Raw genomic sequence first — 19,010 nt, 5'->3', positions numbered from 1 at the left:
CGCCTGGCACCTCGCCCCAGCCACCCCATAGCAAAGAAGGGCCATCCGGCCTCCGGCCGGACAGCCCCTCAACAAGATCTTCATCAGCCTTCTAGGCCGCAGCGCGGCTGCGGGGCTTCCCGGGCTCCGCTTCGGGCCGGTCACGGGGGCGGCAGGGCACCGCACAGCGCCTCCAAGGCCGGCCCGTAGGCGTGCTCGGAGGGGGTCGCGTACCCGACGACGAGCCCGTCGCGCACCGGCATGTCCGTCTCCGGGTGCCGGAACGCGGCGAGACCGTCGAGGGCGATGCCCTGCCAGGCGGCGGCCTTGACCGCGGACGCCTCGGTGCCGGGCGGCAGCCGCAGCACCGCGTGCAGCCCGGCCGCGATGCCGGAGGCCTCGATGTGCGGCGCGTGCTCGGCGAGCGCCGTGACGAGCCGGTCCCGGCGGCTGCGGTACCGCAGCCGCATCCGCCGCACGTGCCGGTCGTACGACCCCGAGGCGATGAAGTCCGCCAGGCTCAGCTGGTCGAGGACACTCGCCCACGCCTCGCGCTCGCCCTTGGTCGCCAGGGCGGCGTCCACATACCGCTCCGGGAGCACCATCCAGCCCAGCCGCACCGCCGGCGACAGGCTCTTGCTGACCGAGCCGATGTGGATCACGCGCTCGGGGTCGAGCCCCTGGACGGCGCCGACCGGCTTGCGGTCGTAGCGGAACTCCCCGTCGTAGTCGTCCTCCAGGACCAGCCCGTCGCGCGCGCGTGCCCAGTCGATCACGGCGGCCCGGCGTGCGGGGTGGAGGGGACCGCCGGTCGGGAACTGGTGCGCCGGCGTGAGCAGCACGGCCCGCTCGCGCCCCAACCGGTCGATCCGCGCGCCGTCTTCGTCGAGGGGCAGCGGTACGGTCCGCACCCCGGCCGCGGCCAGGACCTCCCGGTGGAACCCGAGCCCGTACGCCTCCACCGCCAGCGGCCCGCGCAGGACGCCGCCGCCGAACAGCAGCCGCAGCGCGTGCGCGAAGCCGGAGCAGATCACGATCCGGCCCGGCTCGGTCCGCACGCCACGCGCGCGTGCCAGATACTCCGTGAGCGCCTCCCGCAGTTCGGGCCGGCCGGCGGGGGCGCCCGGCCCGAACACCTCGTTGGGCGCCTGCTGCAGGGCCCGCCGGTAGGAGGCCAGCCAGGCGGTGCGCGGGAACGACGAGGCGTCCGGCGTGCCCTGCGTCAGATCGTGCCGGGGGCCACGCGGGCGTGCAGGTGTCTTCTTGGGCACGCGAGCGGCGGGCCGCAGTGGCTCGGCCCGCTCCGCGACCCGCGTCCCCGAGCCCTGCCGGGCGGTGAGCCAGCCCTCCGCGACGAGTTCCGCGTACGCGTCCGCCACCGTGTTGCGGGCGACGCCGAGGTCCGCCGCGAGCGAGCGGTACGGCGGCAGCCGCGTGCCCGGAGCGAGCCGCCCGCTGCGCACGGCCTCGCGCAGGGCCCGGATCAGCGCCGCCCGCCTGCCACCGGGCCCGGTCAGCTCCAGATGCAGATCGGACCCGATGCGCTCCGCCGAATTGACCCACGATGCCGACATGAAAATGCACCATACAGCGGGTCTTTCCAGTGCGTAGGTTCAAGGGCATGACGACGGACACGAGCACGAACAGCACCCATGTGGCGGCGACCCGGCTGGACTTCGGCAGGTCCGCCCCGAAGGCCTTCCGGGCCCTCATCGCCTTCGACGCCGCCGCCCGCGAGGGCGTCGATCCGGCCCTCGTCGAACTGATCCAGATCCGCTCCTCGCACCTCAACCACTGCGCGTACTGCCTTCACATGCACACCAACGACGCCCGCAAGGCCGGCGAGAGCGAGGACCGGCTGCACATGGTCGCCGTGTGGCGCGAGGCCCGCCACTTCTTCACCGAGCGGGAGCAGGCGGCTCTCGCCCTCACGGACGCGATGACCCTCGTCGCCGACGCCGGCGTCCCGGACGACGTCTACGCGCAGGCCGCCGCTCGGTTCGACGAGCGGGAACTGGCCCAGATCCTCGCCCTGATCTGCACGATCAACACGTGGAACCGGGTGGCGCTGTCGACGGGGAAGGTGGCGGGGACGGACGAGCGGTGATCGCCCCCGGGCGCGGCGCGGCGCGGCGCGGGGCGGGGCGGGGCCGGGGGCTCCTACGCCATCATGGGCCGGTCGTACGGCCCGATCGGTGCCGGCAGCCTCGAACTGCCCGTCAGATGACGGTCGACGGCCGCGGCCACGGCCCGTCCCTCGGCGATCGCCCACACGATGAGCGACTGCCCCCGGGCCGCGTCCCCCGCGGCGAACACCCCGGGCACGTTCGTCGCGAAACCGGAATCCCGCGCGATCGTCCCGCGCGGCTCCATCTCCAGCCCCAGCTGGTCGACGAGCCCGTCCTCCCGGTCGGGCCCGGAGAAGCCGAGGGCGAGCAGCACGAGGTCGGCGGGGAGCGTCCGCCCGGTGCCGTCCACCGGGCGGCGCCGCGCGTCCACCTCGACCAGGTGCAACGACCGCACATGCCCTTGCGCGTCACCGTCGAAGCGCAGCGTGGACGCCGCGAACAGCCGCGCATCCGCGTCGGCGACCGGGGCGGTCCGCAGGTCACGGGCCTCTTCATGGGCGGCGGAGAGCCGGTAGACCCGCATCGGGTACGTCGGCCAGGGTTCGGTGCCCTCGTCGCGCTCCGTGTCCGGCAGCGCGTAGATGTCCAGCTGGGTCACGGACGCGGCACCCTCCCGGACGGCCGTCCCCAGGCAGTCCGCGCCGGTGTCGCCACCGCCGACGATGACGACGTGCTTCCCGGCGGCCGACAGCGGCGACGTCTCCAGATCCCCCTCGCACACCCGGTTGGCCGACGGCAGGTACGCCATCGCCTGGTGAATGCCCGCCAGCTCCCGCCCCGGCACCTGGAGTTCACGCCACGCGGTCGCCCCGGTGGCGAGCACCACGGCGTCGTAGCGGCTCCGCAGCTCGTCTGCGCCGATGTCCCGTCCGACCGACGTCGACGTCCGGAACTTCGTCCCCTCGGCCCGCATCTGCTCCAGCCGCCGCTCCACATGGCGCTTCTCCATCTTGAACGCGGGAATGCCGTACCGCATCAGACCGCCGAGCCGGTCGTCCCTCTCGTACACGGCGACCGTGTGCCCGGCTCGCGTCAGCTGCTGGGCCGCGGCCAGCCCGGTCGGGCCCGAACCGATCACCGCGACCGTCTTGCCGGACAGCCGCTCCGGCGGCCTCGGCGGCGCGAACCCCTCCTCCCAGGCCCGGTCGGCGATCGCGCACTCGACGTTCTTGATGGTCACGGCCGGCTGGTTGATCGCCAGCACGCACCCCGCCTCGCACGGCGCCGGGCACAACCGTCCGGTGAACTCCGGGAAGTTGTTCGTGGCGTGCAGCCGGTCGGCGGCCGCCCGCCAGTCCTCCCTGGACACCAGGTCGTTCCACTCGGGGATCAGATTGCCCAGCGGGCAGGCCTCGTGACAGAAGGGCACGCCGCAGTCCATGCAGCGGTCGGCCTGCTTGCTGATGATCGGCAGCAGCGCCCCGGGGACGTAGACCTCGTCCCAGTCCCGTGTCCGCTCCTCGACCGGCCTGCGCGGCCAGTCCTGGCGGGGCGTGGTCATGAAACCCTTGGGATCGGCCATGGCCGTCTTCCTTGCGTGCGCGTGTGACAGGCCGTGCGTCGTCGGGCAGCTCTCTACTCACTCGTCGTGCGGCACTCCTTTCGTCACGATACGTCCGCCTGCCGGCCGGTGCCTGTCGCCGTGTGGCGTGAGCGTCGGGTGAGCGCAGGGCGTGGGTGTCAGGTGAGCGCCAGCACGTACGCCAGCGCCGCCCCGGCCGAGGCGGCCGTGCGGACGTGGTTCCACAGCGTCCACTCGCGTACGTACGCCGGCCAGTACGCCGCCGCCTCCGGTGTGCCCGGCTCCAGCCCGGCCAGCGCGTCGTTGCGCGGCACGTTCGCGACCATGGTCAGCCCGAACGAGCCGAACAGGTACAGCGCGCTGCCCACCAGCAGCTCCACCGTCCCCTCGTCCGGCCACAGCACGAACGTCACCACCGCGATCACCGCGCACAGCACCGCCGAACCCAGGAACACGATCATGAAGGGCAGGGTCACCGCCGCCACGTTGATCGCGTTCATCGCGGCGACCCCCTGTGCGGGCGCCAGCATGCCGAGGCCGCGCATCACGAAGGTGGAGAACCCGCAGAACACCCCGGCCACCAGGCCGGTCCCGAGCACCCCCAGCACCGTCAGCACGAAGTACGGTCCGTCGATCATGTCCCTCTCCCGCCCGTCGAGCCGGAGCCTGCCCGGCGCCGTTCCGCACCACAAGTGAATTCCCGCACGAGCACAGTGACCATGGCCGAGGGCCGCGGGGTCATAAGCAGACGTCCACGTCCACCGAACGGCCGTGTCGGCCCGGCTCACCGATACCGCCGCGTCACCCCGCGTCACCGAGCCCTGCCTCGGTCCAGCCCCGCAGCACCGTCGCCACCGCCGCCGCGATCCGCCGCCGCGCCTCGTGTCTGGGCACGCCGCTCATCAGCAGCCGGTCGTACGGCGTGTCCAGATGCCGTACGGACGCCATGACCGCCGAGGTCACCGCACCCTCGGTCAGCGCACGCCCCGCCGCGCTGCGGCCCACCCGCCCGCTGCCCCGCTCCGAGGCGTGCAGGGCGATGGTCCGCGCCCGATCGGCCGGGCACCCGGGAAACAGCCGGAGTATCTCCGTCGCGAACGTCCCAGCGAACAGGGCGTCCTGAGCCGCCCGCCGCCGCGCGTCCCGCACCCGGCGCCGCCGTCGTGCCTCGGCGTCCGCGAGACACCGCCGCTCGGCCCGCGCGAGCGCCGCCTCCTCGACCAGAACGCCCTGCCGCTCGTACCGGCCCTTGCGCTGGTTGAACCGCACGACCACCGCCGACAGCGTGCTCTCCTCCCGCGATCTGCGCGTCAGCGCGGTGTCCCCGCTCGGCAGGAACACCAGATGCCCGAGGTCGGCGCAGTCGAGGCAGCGCGGGGCGCCGTCCTCGAGGACGAGCAACGGAAGCGGCCCTCGCCGGCACTCGGCGCAGTACCGCCGCTTGAGGGGCTGGAAGACGAGAAGTCCGGTGAGGGGCGGAAGCGTCGCGCGGGGGACCATAGATGGTTCATTCCCCCTGACAGCGGCGCGAACTACGCACGCCACGACAGATCCTGGCGATCCGGTCGCCGCCCCTCCCGGGCGACCGCGGGCGAGACGTCTCCTGCCCCGGCCTGACGCATCATGGGCCGTGTGCGACTCGAAGCGATCACCTGGGAACGGCTCGGCGACCTGCTGGCCGAGCGCCTGCTCGACCTGAAGCCCGCCGACGGCAGCCCCTGGCCGCGGATCGCCTTCGACGGCGCCCCGGCCGCCCGCCCGGGAGACCTCGCCCACCGCGTCGGTGAGGCGCTGCGCATACGCGGCCGCTCCTCGCTCGTCGTGGGCACGGAGGGCTTTCTGCGCCCCGCCTCCGTACGGCTCGAGTACGGCCACCAGGACGTCGAGGCCTACTACAGCGGCTGGTACGACACCGGCGCCCTGTGGCGGGAGGTGTTCGGCCCGCTCGAAGCCGACGGCGACGGCCGCGTCCTGCCCGACCTGTGGGACCCGGCCTCCGACCGCGCCACGCGCAGCCCCTACGTCGAGCTCCCGCCCGGAGGCCTGCTGTTGCTGCACGGGCCCTTTCTCCTTCGGCACTGTTTCCCCTTCGATCTGAGCGTCCACGTCCTGCTCTCCCCGGGCGCCCTGCGCCGTCGGACACCCGAGGCCGAGCACTGGGCCCTCCCGGCCTTCCAGCGCTACGAGCAGGAGACGGACCCGGTGGACACGGCCGACGTCCTGGTGCGGGCCGACGACCCCCGCCATCCCGCGTGGAGCGGCTGAGCGAGGGGCCGGGGTTCGGCGGCGGGTGGGTGAGGGCGGGGGCACCGGGCCGTGGTGGTGAGTTCCGGTACCGGGCCGTGGTGGTGGGCTCGGCAGCGGGCCGTGGTGCGGGTTCCGTGTGCGGGTATCCGTGGGCGCGGCGAGAATGAAGGGCGCCGGTACTCGCGACGCGTCCCGCGCCGCGCCGGCCGTCCGGCACCGGGAGGTACTCCATGACCACCGCCGGAGACATCATGCACCGCGGCGCCCAGTGGATCCCCGCCCACGAAACCCTCGACCGCGCCGCCCAGCTCATGCGTGAGCTGAACGTCGGCGCCCTGCCCATCAGCGACGAGAACGAACGGCTCTGCGGCATCCTCACCGACCGCGACATCGTCGTCGGCTGCGTCGCCGTGGGCCACGACCCCGCAAGGACGACCGCGGGCGAGATGGCCAAGGGCACGCCCCGCTGGATCGACGCGGACGCCGATGTCGGCGAGGTGCTGCGCGAGATGCGGGAGCACCAGATCCGCCGGCTGCCCGTGATCCGGGACAAGCGCCTGGTCGGCATGATCAGCGAAGCCGACCTGGTCCGGCATCTCGCGAAGGACCAGATCGCTTCGTGGGCGGAGGGCGTCTACGCCTCGACCGCCATGCGCTGACCTCGCGGATCACCCACAGGCGCCCCGGAGACCCCTCGCGGGTCACGGCCCGTGTCAGAGCCAGCCACTGCGCCGGAACCCCCGGTACAGGGCGAGACATGCGACGGATATCACGCCGATGACCATGCCGTAGCCGTACCGCCAGTGCAGCTCCGGCATGTGGTCGAAGTTCATGCCGTAGACCCCGCAGACCATCGTCGGCACGGCGACGATCGCGGCCCACGCCGTGATCTTCCGCATGTCCTCGTTCTGCGCGACCGTGACCTGAGCGAGGTGCGCCTGCAGGATGGAGTTGAGCAGTTCGTCGAAGGCGGCGATCTGCTCCTTCGCCCGCAGCAGATGGTCCGAGACGTCGCGGAAGTACGCCTGTATCTCCGGGTCGACCGCCCGGATCGGCCGGGTGGCGAGATCCTCGAGCGGCCGGCTGAGCGGCACCACCGCCCGCTTCAGCTCCAGCAGTTCACGCTTGAGCTGGTAGATGCGCCCCGGGTCGGCCCGCGCGCCGGCCTCGGAGAACACGTCCGTCTCGACCTGGTCGATGTCCCCCTGCACCGAGTCCGTGACCGTCAGGTAGTCGTCGACCACGTGGTCCGCGATCGCGTGCAGCACCGCCGACGGGCCCTTGGCGAGCTGGCCCGGATCGGATTCCAGCTCCTCGCGCAGCGGGCCCAGCGAGCCGTGCCGGCCGTGGCGCACCGTGATCACGAAGTCCGCGCCGACGAACACCATGATCTCGCCGGTGTTCACCACCTCGCTGGTGGCCGTCAGTTCCTCGTGCTCGACGTAGCAGACCGTCTTGAACACCGCGAAGAGCGTCTCGCCGTAGCGCTCCAGCTTGGGGCGCTGGTGGGCCTCGATCGCGTCCTCGACGGCCAGCGGGTGCAGGTCGAAGAGCTCGGCGATGCCCGCGAACTCCTGGTCGGTGGGTTCGTGCAGACCGAGCCAGACGAAGCCCTCCCGGCTCTTGCGCACCCGCTCCACGGTGTCCACCAGATCGCCGCGCGCGGGGGTGCGGACGCCCTCCCGGTACGTCACGCAGTTCACCACCGAGGAGCCCAGCGGGGACCGGGCCGGGTGGCTCAGGTCGACGCGCGGGCGCCGCCGCGCCAGGCGGGCCACCTTGCGAAGGCCGTCGACCCCGCCGAGGCTCGTGACCTTCCGCAGATTCCCTGCCATGGACATCCGGATCTCCTTGCGTGGAACTCCTCGCGCCGTCCTTGCGCCTTGGCGCGTCAGTCTGCCAGGCCTGCGTGAGCTGCGGGTAAGCCTGTGGAAACGATCCATTCCGCTTGGTTCCCGGCTGTGGACGAACGACGCGCCGACGCAGTGGCCCCGCCACATCGACGCATTCCCGTACCGGGCGGTTCTCATAGAGGCATGCGTCCGACGCGTTCTCCGTGCCGGAGCGTCGACGGGTACGGACAAGTCGGACAACTGGGATGATCGTGGCATGATGCGAACCGACGGGTACCTCCTCGACCACCGGCAGACCGAGGCGGCAGAGCACTTCAGCGCCTTCGCCGCTCTCTTCGACCCCACGACGTTCCGGCACCTCGAAGCGCTCGGCGTCGGATCCGGCTGGCGGTGCTGGGAGATCGGAGCCGGCACCACCGTGGTGTCCTGGCTGGCGAAGAAGGTCGGCCCGACCGGACGTGTCGTCGCGACCGACACCGACCCCTCACGGCTCGCCTCCGCCGCCCGGCCGCCCGTCGAGGTGAGGGCCCACGACCTCGGCGCGCAGGAGCCTCCCGGGGAGGACTTCGACCTGGTGCACGCCCGCCTCGCCCTCGTCCACGTGACCGACCGGGAACGGGCGTTGCGGTCCATGGTCCAGGCCCTGCGCCCCGGCGGCCGCCTCCTCGTCGAGGACGCCGACCCCGCCCTGCAGCCCTTGCCCTGCCCCGACGAGCACGGTCCCGAGCAGCAGCTCGCGAACCGGCTGCGGCAGGGCTTCCGCAGACTGCTCGCAGAGCGTGGGACCGACCTGCCGTGCGGCCGCACCCTGCCGCGGCTGCTCCGGCACGCCGGTCTGACCCGGGTCCACGCCGACGCCTACTTCCCCCTTGCCTCGCCGGGCTGTGCGGCCCTGGAGGCCGTCACGATCCGCCAGATCCGCGACCAGCTCGTCATCGCGGGCCTCGCCACGGAGCAGGACATCGACCGGCACCTCGAGAACGTCACCTCCGGTGCGCTCGATCTGGCGACGGCACCGATGATCTCGGCGTGGGGGCGGAAGCAGTAGCCGGCGGCCGGTGACGGGTGACCAATGGCTGGCGGCCGGTGACCGGTGACCGGTGGCTTCGAACCGTCCAGACCGTCCAGACCCGTCCAGACCGGGCCGGGTGTTCAGCCCGGCAAGGGCGGTCTGCCGCCCACCCGCTCCACCGCTCTCGCGCCCGCCCGGCAGCCTTCCGCCGCGGCACCCTCCGGCCCGGCACCCGCGAGCAGCGCGGCGAGGAACGCGCCGGTGAACGCGTCACCGGCACCGGTGGTGTCCCGCGGTGCCGCCGGTACGGCCGGAACGCGGGCGCGCACCTTCCCCGAGCAGGCCACGACCGCCCCCTCGTGGCCCTGCTTGGCGATGACCAGCGGCCCGCGCAGGCTCAGCTGGGCCGCCGCCTCGGCCGCGTCCGCCAGCCCCGTGAGCAGGCACGCCTCGTCCCGGCTGGGCAGCAGGATGTCCACGCCCTCGACGAGCGCCAGGAACCGCTCGGCGCCCAGTTCCGCGAGGAAGCCGGCCGAAGCCGGGTCCAGACTCACCGGCACCCCACGCGCGCGTGCGGCTTCGAGGGCCACCACCACCAGGGCCCGGCTCGGCTCGGAGAACAGGAGGTAGCCCGACAGGTGCAGCCGGGCCACGCCGTCGAGCAGCGCGTCCGACCAGTCGGCGGGTCCGAGCCGCAACGACGCGCCGCTGTCCGTGAGGAACGTCCGCTCCGCCGAAGAGCCCCCGTCGACCATGCAGATCACCGTGCCGGTCGGCACCAGCGGGTCGACGACCAACTGCGGACGCACCCCCTGGGCGACCAGCTCCCGCTCGTGCCAGGCCGCCGACTCCACCCCTACGCGCCCGAGCAGCCGCACGTCCGCCGCTCCGCGGTGCGCCGCCCAGCACGCCACATTGGCGCCCGCCCCGCCCGCCACCGTCCGGATCGAGGCAGCCGTGTCCGTCCCGGCCGCGAGCGGCCCTCGATGCCGCGCGACGACATCGGTGATGACATCCCCGACGACCAGCAGCCCCCGTCCCACCACCGAGCCGGTACCGGTCTCCCCCGAGCCGGTACCGGTCACCGCCGAACCGGCGACCCCGGAACCCGGTCCCGCACCGCCGTCCGCCGTCATCCCCGGGCCCAGGCCGCCGCGATCCGCGCCGCCAGGCGTACATTGCCCCGGACCGCCGCCAGGTTGGCGCTCAAGGAGGCGCCGTCCGTGTGCCGCACCAGATAGTCGAGCAGGAAGGGCGTGACCGCCTGACCGGTGACCCCCTCCTCCTCGCACGCCTGCAGCGCGTCCGCGAGCACGCGCGCGTGCAGCTCCGGATCGAGCTGCTCCGCCTCGGGGACCGGGTTGGCGACGATCAGAGCCGACTCCGGCCCGCCAAGCGCGTCCTGGGCCCGCATGGCGCCCGCCACCTGCTCCGGCGTCCCCAGCGACCAGTCCACCGGATGCCCCGAGTCGGAGAGATAGAAGCCGGGGAACCGGCCGGTGCCGTATCCGGCCACGGCGACCCCCAGCGTCTCCAGCCGTTGCAGGGTCGCCGGCACGTCCAGGATCGACTTCACCCCGGCACACACCACCGTGATGCGCGTGCGCGCCAGCAGTCCCAGGTCGGCCGACTCGTCCTGCGTCACCGTCCACTCCCGGTGCACCCCGCCGAGCCCGCCCGTCGCGAAGACCCGCACGCCCGCCAGCGCCGCCAGCAGCGCGGTCGCCGACACCGTGGTCGCCCCGCTCGCCCCGGACGCCACCGCGAGCGGCAGGTCACGGTGGCCGAGCTTGCGGATCCCGTCCTCGTTCGCGACCCGTTCCAGCTGCTCCTTGTCCAGGCCCACATGAGGACGCCCGTCCAGCACGGCGATCGTGGCGGGCACCGCGCCCTCCTGCCGCACGGCCGTCTCCAGCTCCAGCGCCACCTGGAGGTTGCGCGGCCGCGGCAGCCCGTGGGCGATGATCGTGGACTCCAGGGCCACGACCGGCCGGCGCGCGTCGATCGCCTCCCGCACTTCCTCGGACACCAGCACCACGCGCCTGCCCCCTGTCAGTCGGTCAGTCGTCTTCCCTCATCTCTGGCGGGCGGCGCGCCGGGCCAAACCCTTGCGGGCCGACCGAGTCGTCACGAGCCTGGGGTGCATGACGGACCACACAGCACGTCTTGACCACATCGTCCTCTGGGTGCGCGACCCGCTCGCCGCCGCGGACTTCTACGAGAAGGCCGTCGGCCTGGAGGCCGTCCGGCTCGCGGAATTCGCGGCGGGTGAGGTGCCGTTCCCCTCCGTGCGGGTCAACGACGAGACCATCCTCGACCTCATGCCGCTGAGCTTCGCGGCGCGCATGACGATGCTGCCCGGCTCCGCCGACAGCGCGGGGCACCCGGTCAACCACGTCTGCCTGTCGCTGCCCCGCGACGGCTTCGACGCCCTCCTCGGCCGCCTGGAGGAAAGCTCCGTACCGATGTCCGACCTCGCGCACGACTCCTTCGGAGCCCGCGGCAAGGCCACCCGCAGCTTCTACTTCCGCGACCCGGACGGCAACGTCTTCGAGGCCCGGCACTACGACTGACCGGGCGCTACGACTGACCGGCCCGGCCGTCAGAAGAGCGGCTCGGGAAGCACTCCTTCCAGAGCGAGCAGCCTCCGCTTGGTCTCCAGGCCGCCTCCGAAGCCGCCGATGCCGCCGCCGCTCTCGACGACCCGGTGACAGGGCACCACCACCGGCAGTGGATTGGCGCCCATCGCCATGCCCACGGCCTGGGCGGCCCCCGGCTGGCCGACCCGCCCGGCCAGGTCGCCGTACCCGACGACCGTGCCGTAGGGCACGCCCGAGGCCAGGGCGCGCAGGACCTCCCGGTTGAAGCCGGAGATCAGCGACCAGTCGAGCGGCAGGTCGAAGTCGCGTCGCTCGCCCGCGAAGTACGCCTCGATCTGGCGTATCGCCTCGGCCAGCAGCGGGGAGCCGGGCGCCTCGACGGGCTCGGTGCCCAGCCGGGACGCCAGCCGCTCGACGGCCCGGTCCCGTATCGCGTCCGTGGCGTGGAACACGACGTTGACCAGGCCGTCCCGGCTCGCGGCCAGCAGCAACGGCCCGATCCCGCTCTCGACGACCGCCCACACGATCTGCGGCTCGGCCTGCCCTCTGCTCTCCATGCGCCCACAGTAGGACCCGCCACTGACATCGCCGCCCGGGCGGAACGAGGGATCAGCCGCCGACGGCCTTCCGCACCACGTCCGGCTTGTTCGTGATGATCCCGTCGACTCCGTACCCGGCGACCCGCTGGGCCGTCCGTGCGTCGTCGACCGTCCAGGCGAAGACCCGCACAGGCCGGCCGTGTGGTCCGTCGAACGCCTGCACGGAGGACACGTACCCTCGGGAGAGTGAGCTGTACGAGGGGTTGATCTGGTCGGCGAACTCCGCGCAGTCGAGCAGGTCCGACACCGACGGCGTCCCCAGGAGGCCCGTCCGCACGCCGGGCTTCAGCTCGTGCACCGTCCGCACGCTGTCCGCGCTGAAGCTCTGCACGATCAGCCGGCCCGCCAGATGCGACCGGTCGAGCCAGCCCTCGTTGCTGAGGACCTTCAGCGCCTGCCGCTCGATGCCCGGGTACAGCTCCGGATTCTTGATCTCCAGGAGCAGCTTCTGGTGATGACGCTCCAAGCGGTGCACGAACTGCTCCAGCGTCGGCACGCGCTCGCCCGCGTACGCAGGCCCGAACCAGCCGCCCGCGTCCAGCCGTGCGATCTCCGCGGCGGTGAAGTCCTTCACCTTCCAGGGAGCCCGGCCGGGGAAGACCTCCTCGGCGTCGGTGGTACGCCGCAGGTTGTCGTCGTGGATGACGACCAACTCGCCGTCCCTGGTCCGCTGCACGTCGTTCTCCACCCAGCGGATGCCCAGCTCCGCCGCTCTGTCCACGGCGGCCAGGGTGTTCTCGGGCGCGTAGGCGGAGGCGCCCCGGTGCGCGATGACCAGCGGCGACGTGGCGCCTCCCGCGGCCTGCGCGGGGGAGAGGGGGAACAGCAGGGCGGCGGTCCCCAGGAGTGCGGTGGTCGAGGCGGCAACAGCGCGCGCGTGCATGCGTACTCCTCGCGACGAGCGATCGGCGACATCACGGACAGCACAACTGTGACAGCAGACGGTCAACGCGAGAGGGGTACAGGATGACCACAGGTTGAACGGAGGTGACCCAACTCCGCTCACTGGTACCGCACAACTGCGGCAAGGGCGTGTTTCTTTGCCGGAAAGTCGTTCGACCATTCCGGTGGGCGTCATACTCTCTGCGTCAACCCTGACCGCTCGTGCGGTCCTGGGAGGGGGCGCACATCAGGAATTCCGGGACGTACACGGGCGGGAAGGGCAGCCGCGCATGCAGGGCACGGTCGACGGATTCAGCTATGGCCTGGTCACACCCCTGGTGGCGTATTTCATGGCCTGCCTGGGCGGCGCCCTGGGTCTGCGCTGCACCACGAGATCCATGCTCGTCTCCCAGTCCTGGCGCCCCGGCTGGCTCGCCCTGGGCTCCGCCGCCATCGGCTCCGGCATATGGACCATGCACTTCGTCGCGATGATGGGGTTCACGGTCCGGGGGACGCCGATCCACTACGACAAGGCGATGACCTTCGCGAGCCTGGCCGTCGCGATCATCATGGTGGGCGTCGGGATCTTCATCGTCGGCTACAAGGGAGCCCGCGGTACGGCCCTGTTCACCGGGGGCACCATCACCGGCCTGGGCATAGCGTCGATGCACTACCTCGGTATGGCCAGCATGAGCCTGGACGGAAAGCTGGAGTACAACACCGTCACCGTCGGCATCTCCGTCGCCATCGCCATGGGTGCCGCCACCGCCGCCCTGTGGGCCGCCGGCCAGGTCAGGGGCTTCCTGTGGAGCGTGGGCGCCAGCCTCGTCATGGGACTCGCCGTCAGCGGCATGCACTACACCGGCATGGCCGCCCTCAGCGTCCACCTGCACGGCACGGCCGAACCCACCACCGGGGAGTCGCCCGCGTCCCTGCTCGCACCCATGCTGATCGGTCCGCTGGCCTTCCTGCTCCTCGCGGGCGTCGTGGTGATGTTCGACCCGCTGATGGTCATGGGGAAGCCCGCTGTCGTCCCCGTCGAGCACAAGCCCGGCATCCCCGCCCACACCCCGGTGCGGCACTCCGCCCACCGCCTGCGGTTCCGCCCCCGCCGCACCGTGGAGCACCGGGCCTCCCGCACCCCGCAGAACCGCTGATCAGAGCCCGTTGTCAGTGCGGGGTCGTACGGTGGATCCCATGCGGCCCGTTTCCAAGATCGAACGCACGGTGGCGCCCTTCGAGGTCGTCAGCCCCTACCAGCCGAGCGGCGACCAGCCGACGGCCATCGCCGATCTCGCCCGGCGCATCGAGGCGGGCGAGAAGGACGTCGTGCTGCTCGGCGCGACCGGCACCGGCAAGTCCGCCACCACCGCGTGGATGATCGAAAAGCTCCAGCGCCCCACACTCGTGATGGCCCCGAACAAGACGCTGGCCGCGCAGCTGGCGAACGAGTTCCGCGAGCTGCTCCCGAACAACGCCGTCGAGTACTTCGTCTCGTACTACGACTACTACCAGCCCGAGGCGTACGTCCCGCAGTCGGACACCTACATCGAGAAGGACTCCTCGATCAACGAGGAGGTCGAGCGCCTGCGCCACTCCGCGACCAACTCGCTGCTCACCCGCCGCGACGTCGTCGTGGTCGCCTCGGTCTCCTGCATCTACGGCCTCGGCACCCCGCAGGAGTACGTGGACCGCATGGTCCCCCTCCGCGTCGGTGAGGAGATCGACCGCGACGCGCTGCTGCGCCGCTTCGTGGACATCCAGTACACGCGCAACGACATGGCCTTCAGCCGCGGCACCTTCCGCGTCCGCGGCGACACCATCGAGATCTTCCCGGTCTACGAGGAGCTGGCCGTCCGCATCGAGATGTTCGGCGACGAGATCGAGGCGCTGTCCACCCTGCACCCGCTCACCGGCGAGATCATCAGCGACGACCAGCAGCTCTACGTCTTCCCGGCCTCCCACTACGTCGCGGGACCCGAGCGCCTGGAGCGGGCCGTCAACGACATCGAGAAGGAGCTGACCGAGCGCCTCGCGGAGCTGGAGAAGCAGGGCAAGCTGCTCGAGGCCCAGCGCCTGCGGATGCGCACCACCTACGACATCGAGATGCTCCGCCAGATCGGCTCCTGCTCCGGTGTCGAGAACTACTCGATGCATTTCGACGGCCGCCTGCCCGGCTCCCCGCCCAACACCCTGCTCGACTACTTCCCGGACGACTTCCTGCTCGTCATCGACGAGTCGCACGTCACCGTTCCGCAGATCGGCGCCATGTACGAGGGCGACGCCTCCCGCAAGCGCACCCTCGTCGACCACGGCTTCCGGCTGCCCTCCGCCCTGGACAACCGTCCCCTGAAGTGGGAGGAGTTCCAGGAGCGCATCGGTCAGACGGTCTACCTGTCGGCCACCCCGGGCACCTACGAGATGTCCCGCTCGGACGGCGCCGTCGAGCAGATCATCCGCCCCACCGGCCTCATCGACCCGGAGGTCGTCGTCAAGCCCACCGAGGGCCAGATCGACGACCTGGTGCACGAGATCCGGCAGCGCACCGAGAAGGACGAGCGCGTCCTGGTCACCACGCTCACCAAGAAGATGGCCGAGGACCTCACGGACTACTTCCTGGAGCTGGGCATCCAGGTGCGCTATCTGCACAGCGACGTCGACACCCTGCGCCGTGTCGAACTGCTGCGTGAACTGCGCGCGGGTGAGTACGACGTGCTGGTCGGCATCAACCTCCTGCGCGAGGGCCTCGACCTGCCCGAGGTGTCCCTGGTGGCGATCCTGGACGCCGACAAGGAGGGCTTCCTGCGCTCCGGCACGTCCCTGATCCAGACCATCGGGCGCGCCGCGCGCAACGTGTCGGGCCAGGTCCACATGTACGCCGACAAGATCACCCCGGCGATGGAGAAGGCCATCGACGAGACCAACCGGCGCCGCGAGAAGCAGGTCGCGTACAACACGGAACGGGGCATCGACCCCCAGCCGCTCCGCAAGAAGATCAACGACATCGTCTCCCAGATCGCCCGCGAGGACCTCGACACCGAGCAGCTGCTCGGCTCGGGCTACCGCAAGGCGAAGAAGGACGGCGGGGGCACCAAGGCACCCGTGCCCTCCCTCGGCAAGGCCGCCGGGACCGCCAAGTCCGCGAAGGGCAAGGCCAAGGAGACGGTGCCGACCGACCGCCCCGCGGCCGAACTGGCCGGGCAGATCGAGGAACTCACCGCGCGGATGCGGGCGGCCGCCGCGGAGCTCCAGTTCGAGATCGCGGCCCGGCTGCGCGACGAGGTGTCCGAGATGAAGAAGGAACTGCGCCAGATGAAGGAGGCGGGCCTGGCCTGACAGCGTCCCCCGTACGCGCAGTGTTGCAAGACCGACACAAAGTGCGGACCGGGGTACGTCGCTGTCAGTGCCCCTGCGTAGGGTTCTGGACAACCGCGACTACGCGGCAACAGGGGACGTTCGAGAGGGGAATCAGCGCGTGACCGTCAACATGACCAAGGGTCAGGCCATCAGTCTGCAGAAGAACGACGGCGGCAGCCTGACTGCGGTTCGCATGGGTCTCGGCTGGCAGGCGGCTCCCCGGCGTGGGCTGTTCGGCTCGCGCACGCGAGAGATCGACCTCGACGCCTCCGCCGTCCTGTTCGCGGACAAGCAGCCGGTCGACGTCGTCTTCTTCCGCCACCTGGTGAGCGACGACGGCTCGGTGCGCCACACCGGTGACAACCTCGTCGGCGGTGTCGGCCAGGGCGGCGACGACGAGGCGATCCTCGTCGACCTCGCACGGATCCCGGTCCACATCGACCAGATCGTCTTCACCGTGAACTCCTTCACGGGCCAGACCTTCCAGGAGGTGCAGAACGCGTTCTGCCGCCTGGTCGACGAGACCAATGGCCAGGAGCTCGCCCGCTACACGCTCGCCGGCGGCGGCCAGTACACGGCCCAGATCATGGCCAAGGTCCACCGTTCGGGCCAGGGCTGGGCGATGACGGCCCTGGGCAACCCGGCCAACGGCCGTACCTTCCAGGACCTGATGCCGTCGATCCTGCCGGTGCTCTGAGAGCACCCGGGCCCGCCGGCCCCGCACCGGCGGGCCCGGCGGGCAGTACACGACTTCACACAACGACACAGGGGGACGAAGGCGATGACGGCCGAGCTGGTGCGGGGGCAGAACCACCCGCTCTCCCAGGCCCGTCTCGAGATCCGGGTCTCGGCCGGTACGCCGATCGTGGCCGTGGCCGCGCTGGGTGACGAGAACGGCCGGATCCACGGCGCGGAGTGGGTGGCCCACCCGGGTGCACCCACCCAGCCGGGTCTCGAGGTATCCCGGCAGGCCGCCGCCGACCACCGCCTCGCGGTGGACCTCGACGCCGTGCCGCAGGCCGTCCACCGTGTGAGCGTGCTGCTCGCCCTGCCCGCCGGGGGGACGGGCCCGGTCCGTTTCGGCGTGGTGGCGGCCCCCTTCGTCGCCGTCACCGGCCTCGACGGCGGCGAGGTCGCCAGCTACACCATCACCGGCCTGGAGGCCGAGTCGGCCGTCGTCGCCCTGGAGCTCTACCGTCGGCAGGGCGCCTGGAAGGTGCGCGCCGTCGGCCAGGGTTACGCGGGAGGCCTCGCCGAACTCCTCACCGACCAGGGACTGCCACAGGCCCACCAGCTGGCCGGCTCCATCAACGACGCGGTGGCCCAGGGGCTGGCCCGCTCGGTGCAGGCGCCCCCGCCGCGCACGGCGGACGGCGACCGTTCCCGGCAGGCGGCGACTCCCGCCCTCGGCCCGGACCAGGGCGGCACCACGCCTCAGCCCGGTCCCGTGCCACCGATGTCCCCCTACAGTGCCGGTGGCCAGACGCCCGGCGGCCCCGGGCAGCCCGCTCCGCAGCAGCCGTCGTTTCCCGGCGCCACGCCGGAACCCAGCGCCGTCACCCAGCCGTCCGCGCCCACGGCCGGCGGCCCGATCGACTACAGCCACCCGCGCCGCCGGAACGCCGCTCCGCCCCCGCCTCCGCCGACCGCGCCCCCGGCCGCACCCGGGCAGTCCGCGCAGCCCGTCGCGGGCGACGCGACCGGCTGGTCCATGGAGGAGCGGCTCTACAACCAGGTCTGGGGCATGTTCGAGGACCTGGCCCGCACCACCGCCGCCTACCGCAGCGCCGTCGACTTCGCCGAGTCACGCATGGACAAGGAGCTGGAGCAGGTCCTCTCCGACCCGCGCAGCCGGATCGGCGGGCAGGGCGACGCCGCCCGAGAGGCGGCCCGGGCCCGGCACGCCGAACTCGTCGCCCAGGCCCGGGAGGCCCTCGACCGGGACCTCACCCAGCTCGAGGCCGAGGCCGACGTCGTCGAACCGGCACTGCCGCCCGCGTACGCCCACTGGGACAACCCGGTGTGGCACGCCTACCGGGTGCCGATGGAGATCCCCATGGCCCTGCGCCTGGGCGACCTCCACCTCCCCGAGGCCGACCGGATCCGCATTCCGATGCTGGTCCGGCTGCCGCTGGAGCGCGGCCTGTGGATCGACAGCGGACCGGCCGGATCGTCCGACGGTGCGTTCACCGACTCCCAGGCCATGAGCCGTCTCGCCATGGAGACGGCGGTCGCGCACGCGGCCCGGCTGCTCGCCGTCTACCCGGCGGGGGAGTTCACCGTCCATGTCATCGACCCGGCCGGCTCGGGAGCACAGTCGCTGGCGCCCCTCGTGCGGACCGGTGTGCTCGCGGGCCCGCCCGCGCTCGGCGCCGCCGGGGTGGCGGACGTACTGGGCCGGCTCACGCAACGGGTCGACCTGGTGCAGATGGCGGTCCGGGGCGGCGCCGCCGACTCCCTCCCGCCCGGCTTCGACACCTCCCAGCAGCTCCTGATCGTCAACGACTTCCCGCACGGTTTCGACGACCGGTCCGTGAACCAGCTGCGCTACCTCGCCGACGAGGGCCCCGCCTTCGGCGTCCACCTGATGATGGTGGCGGACCGGGAGGCGTCCTCCGGGTACGGGCCTTTGCTCGACCCGCTGTGGCGTTCGCTGCTGCGACTGACACCGGTGGCCGACGATCACCTCGCCGACCCGTGGGTCGGTCACGCCTGGACGTACGAGCCGGCGCTCGTGCCGCCCGGCAGCCAGGTCCTCCAGCAGGTGCTCACTCAGGTCGCCGCCGCCCGCACCAAGTTCACGTAAACCGCTCTGACCAGGGATTTTGGC

18 protein-coding genes are annotated in these 19,010 nt (G+C 72.1%); 9 read left to right on the top strand and 9 right to left on the bottom strand.

Going from position 1 to position 19,010, the window contains the following annotated elements:
- Positions 1-140: 140 nt before the first annotated feature.
- On the bottom strand, positions 141-1,553 hold the full coding sequence (gene pdxR / locus IO24_RS0137450; RefSeq protein WP_031143924.1) for a MocR-like pyridoxine biosynthesis transcription factor PdxR: 1,413 nt from the start codon (positions 1,551-1,553) through the stop codon (positions 141-143).
- A 47-nt stretch (positions 1,554-1,600) separates the two neighbouring features.
- On the opposite strand from pdxR, the gene IO24_RS0137445 reads away from it, so the two are divergent.
- Positions 1,601-2,086, top strand: a complete 486-nt coding sequence (locus IO24_RS0137445) for a carboxymuconolactone decarboxylase family protein (RefSeq protein ID WP_031143922.1) — start codon at positions 1,601-1,603, stop codon at positions 2,084-2,086.
- 53 nt (positions 2,087-2,139) lie between these two features.
- Here the strand turns inward: IO24_RS0137445 and IO24_RS0137440 are convergent, their stop codons facing one another.
- The 3 genes from IO24_RS0137440 to IO24_RS0137430 all read right to left on the bottom strand — a co-directional run bounded on the left by IO24_RS0137440 (position 2,140) and on the right by IO24_RS0137430 (position 5,130).
- Positions 2,140-3,630 (bottom strand): glutamate synthase subunit beta, encoded by a 1,491-nt coding sequence (locus IO24_RS0137440; protein WP_031143920.1) that lies wholly within the window; start codon positions 3,628-3,630, stop codon positions 2,140-2,142.
- 158 nt (positions 3,631-3,788) lie between these two features.
- The gene (locus IO24_RS0137435; protein ID WP_031143918.1) at positions 3,789-4,268 is read right to left on the bottom strand and encodes an anthrone oxygenase family protein; all 480 of its coding nucleotides are present in this window, start codon (positions 4,266-4,268) and stop codon (positions 3,789-3,791) included.
- A gap of 163 nt (positions 4,269-4,431) precedes the next feature.
- Positions 4,432-5,130 (bottom strand): DUF2293 domain-containing protein, encoded by a 699-nt coding sequence (locus IO24_RS0137430; RefSeq protein WP_031143916.1) that lies wholly within the window; start codon positions 5,128-5,130, stop codon positions 4,432-4,434.
- Between the two features lie 123 nt (positions 5,131-5,253).
- On the opposite strand from IO24_RS0137430, the gene IO24_RS0137425 reads away from it, so the two are divergent.
- Positions 5,254-5,895, top strand: a complete 642-nt coding sequence (locus IO24_RS0137425) for a nucleoside/nucleotide kinase family protein (protein ID WP_031143913.1) — start codon at positions 5,254-5,256, stop codon at positions 5,893-5,895.
- Between the two features lie 212 nt (positions 5,896-6,107).
- A complete protein-coding gene (locus IO24_RS0137420) occupies positions 6,108-6,536 on the top strand; it encodes a CBS domain-containing protein (RefSeq protein WP_031143911.1) in 429 nt (142 codons plus the stop codon).
- Positions 6,537-6,590: 54 nt separating this feature from the next.
- Here IO24_RS0137420 and IO24_RS0137415 read toward each other — a convergent pair whose 3' ends face one another.
- A complete protein-coding gene (locus IO24_RS0137415; protein ID WP_031143909.1) occupies positions 6,591-7,718 on the bottom strand; it encodes a magnesium and cobalt transport protein CorA in 1,128 nt (375 codons plus the stop codon).
- A gap of 268 nt (positions 7,719-7,986) precedes the next feature.
- Between IO24_RS0137415 and IO24_RS0137410 the strand changes: the two genes are divergently transcribed.
- On the top strand, positions 7,987-8,778 hold the full coding sequence (locus tag IO24_RS0137410) for a methyltransferase (protein WP_031143907.1): 792 nt from the start codon (positions 7,987-7,989) through the stop codon (positions 8,776-8,778).
- 104 nt (positions 8,779-8,882) lie between these two features.
- Here IO24_RS0137410 and IO24_RS0137405 read toward each other — a convergent pair whose 3' ends face one another.
- Positions 8,883-9,878 carry a carbohydrate kinase family protein gene (locus IO24_RS0137405; RefSeq protein WP_078899530.1) on the bottom strand — a complete coding sequence of 332 codons (996 nt, stop codon included), beginning with the start codon at positions 9,876-9,878 and terminating at the stop codon, positions 8,883-8,885.
- Positions 9,875-10,780 carry a pseudouridine-5'-phosphate glycosidase gene (locus IO24_RS0137400; protein WP_031143903.1) on the bottom strand — a complete coding sequence of 302 codons (906 nt, stop codon included), beginning with the start codon at positions 10,778-10,780 and terminating at the stop codon, positions 9,875-9,877. The genes IO24_RS0137405 and IO24_RS0137400 overlap by 4 nt, the downstream gene beginning before the upstream one ends.
- Positions 10,781-10,886: 106 nt before the next feature.
- Between IO24_RS0137400 and IO24_RS0137395 the strand changes: the two genes are divergently transcribed.
- Entirely contained in the window at positions 10,887-11,315 is a 429-nt protein-coding gene (locus IO24_RS0137395; RefSeq protein WP_031143901.1) for a VOC family protein, read from the top strand.
- A gap of 29 nt (positions 11,316-11,344) precedes the next feature.
- On the opposite strand, the gene IO24_RS0137390 is transcribed toward IO24_RS0137395, so the two are convergent.
- Both IO24_RS0137390 and IO24_RS0137385 read right to left on the bottom strand, forming a co-directional pair.
- Complete coding sequence (locus IO24_RS0137390) at positions 11,345-11,899, bottom strand: methylated-DNA--[protein]-cysteine S-methyltransferase (protein ID WP_031143899.1); 555 nt, start codon at positions 11,897-11,899, stop codon at positions 11,345-11,347.
- Between the two features lie 52 nt (positions 11,900-11,951).
- Entirely contained in the window at positions 11,952-12,824 is an 873-nt protein-coding gene (locus IO24_RS0137385; RefSeq protein WP_031143897.1) for a glycerophosphodiester phosphodiesterase, read from the bottom strand.
- A gap of 289 nt (positions 12,825-13,113) precedes the next feature.
- Between IO24_RS0137385 and IO24_RS0137380 the strand changes: the two genes are divergently transcribed.
- From IO24_RS0137380 to IO24_RS0137365, 4 genes are all read left to right on the top strand, one after another.
- Positions 13,114-13,980, top strand: a complete 867-nt coding sequence (locus tag IO24_RS0137380; RefSeq protein ID WP_031143895.1) for an MHYT domain-containing protein — start codon at positions 13,114-13,116, stop codon at positions 13,978-13,980.
- A 40-nt stretch (positions 13,981-14,020) separates the two neighbouring features.
- Positions 14,021-16,159 (top strand): excinuclease ABC subunit UvrB, encoded by a 2,139-nt coding sequence (gene uvrB, locus IO24_RS0137375; protein WP_031143893.1) that lies wholly within the window; start codon positions 14,021-14,023, stop codon positions 16,157-16,159.
- Between the two features lie 139 nt (positions 16,160-16,298).
- Entirely contained in the window at positions 16,299-16,877 is a 579-nt protein-coding gene (locus IO24_RS0137370) for a TerD family protein (RefSeq protein ID WP_031143890.1), read from the top strand.
- An 84-nt stretch (positions 16,878-16,961) separates the two neighbouring features.
- The gene (locus IO24_RS0137365; protein WP_031143888.1) at positions 16,962-18,986 is read left to right on the top strand and encodes a TerD family protein; all 2,025 of its coding nucleotides are present in this window, start codon (positions 16,962-16,964) and stop codon (positions 18,984-18,986) included.
- Positions 18,987-19,010 lie beyond the last annotated feature (24 nt).

Origin of the sequence: Streptomyces flavovariabilis (genome assembly GCF_000725785.1) — a bacterium.
Classification (GTDB): domain Bacteria; phylum Actinomycetota; class Actinomycetes; order Streptomycetales; family Streptomycetaceae; genus Streptomyces; species Streptomyces hawaiiensis.
This window is presented reverse-complemented; position numbering and strand designations above follow the sequence as displayed.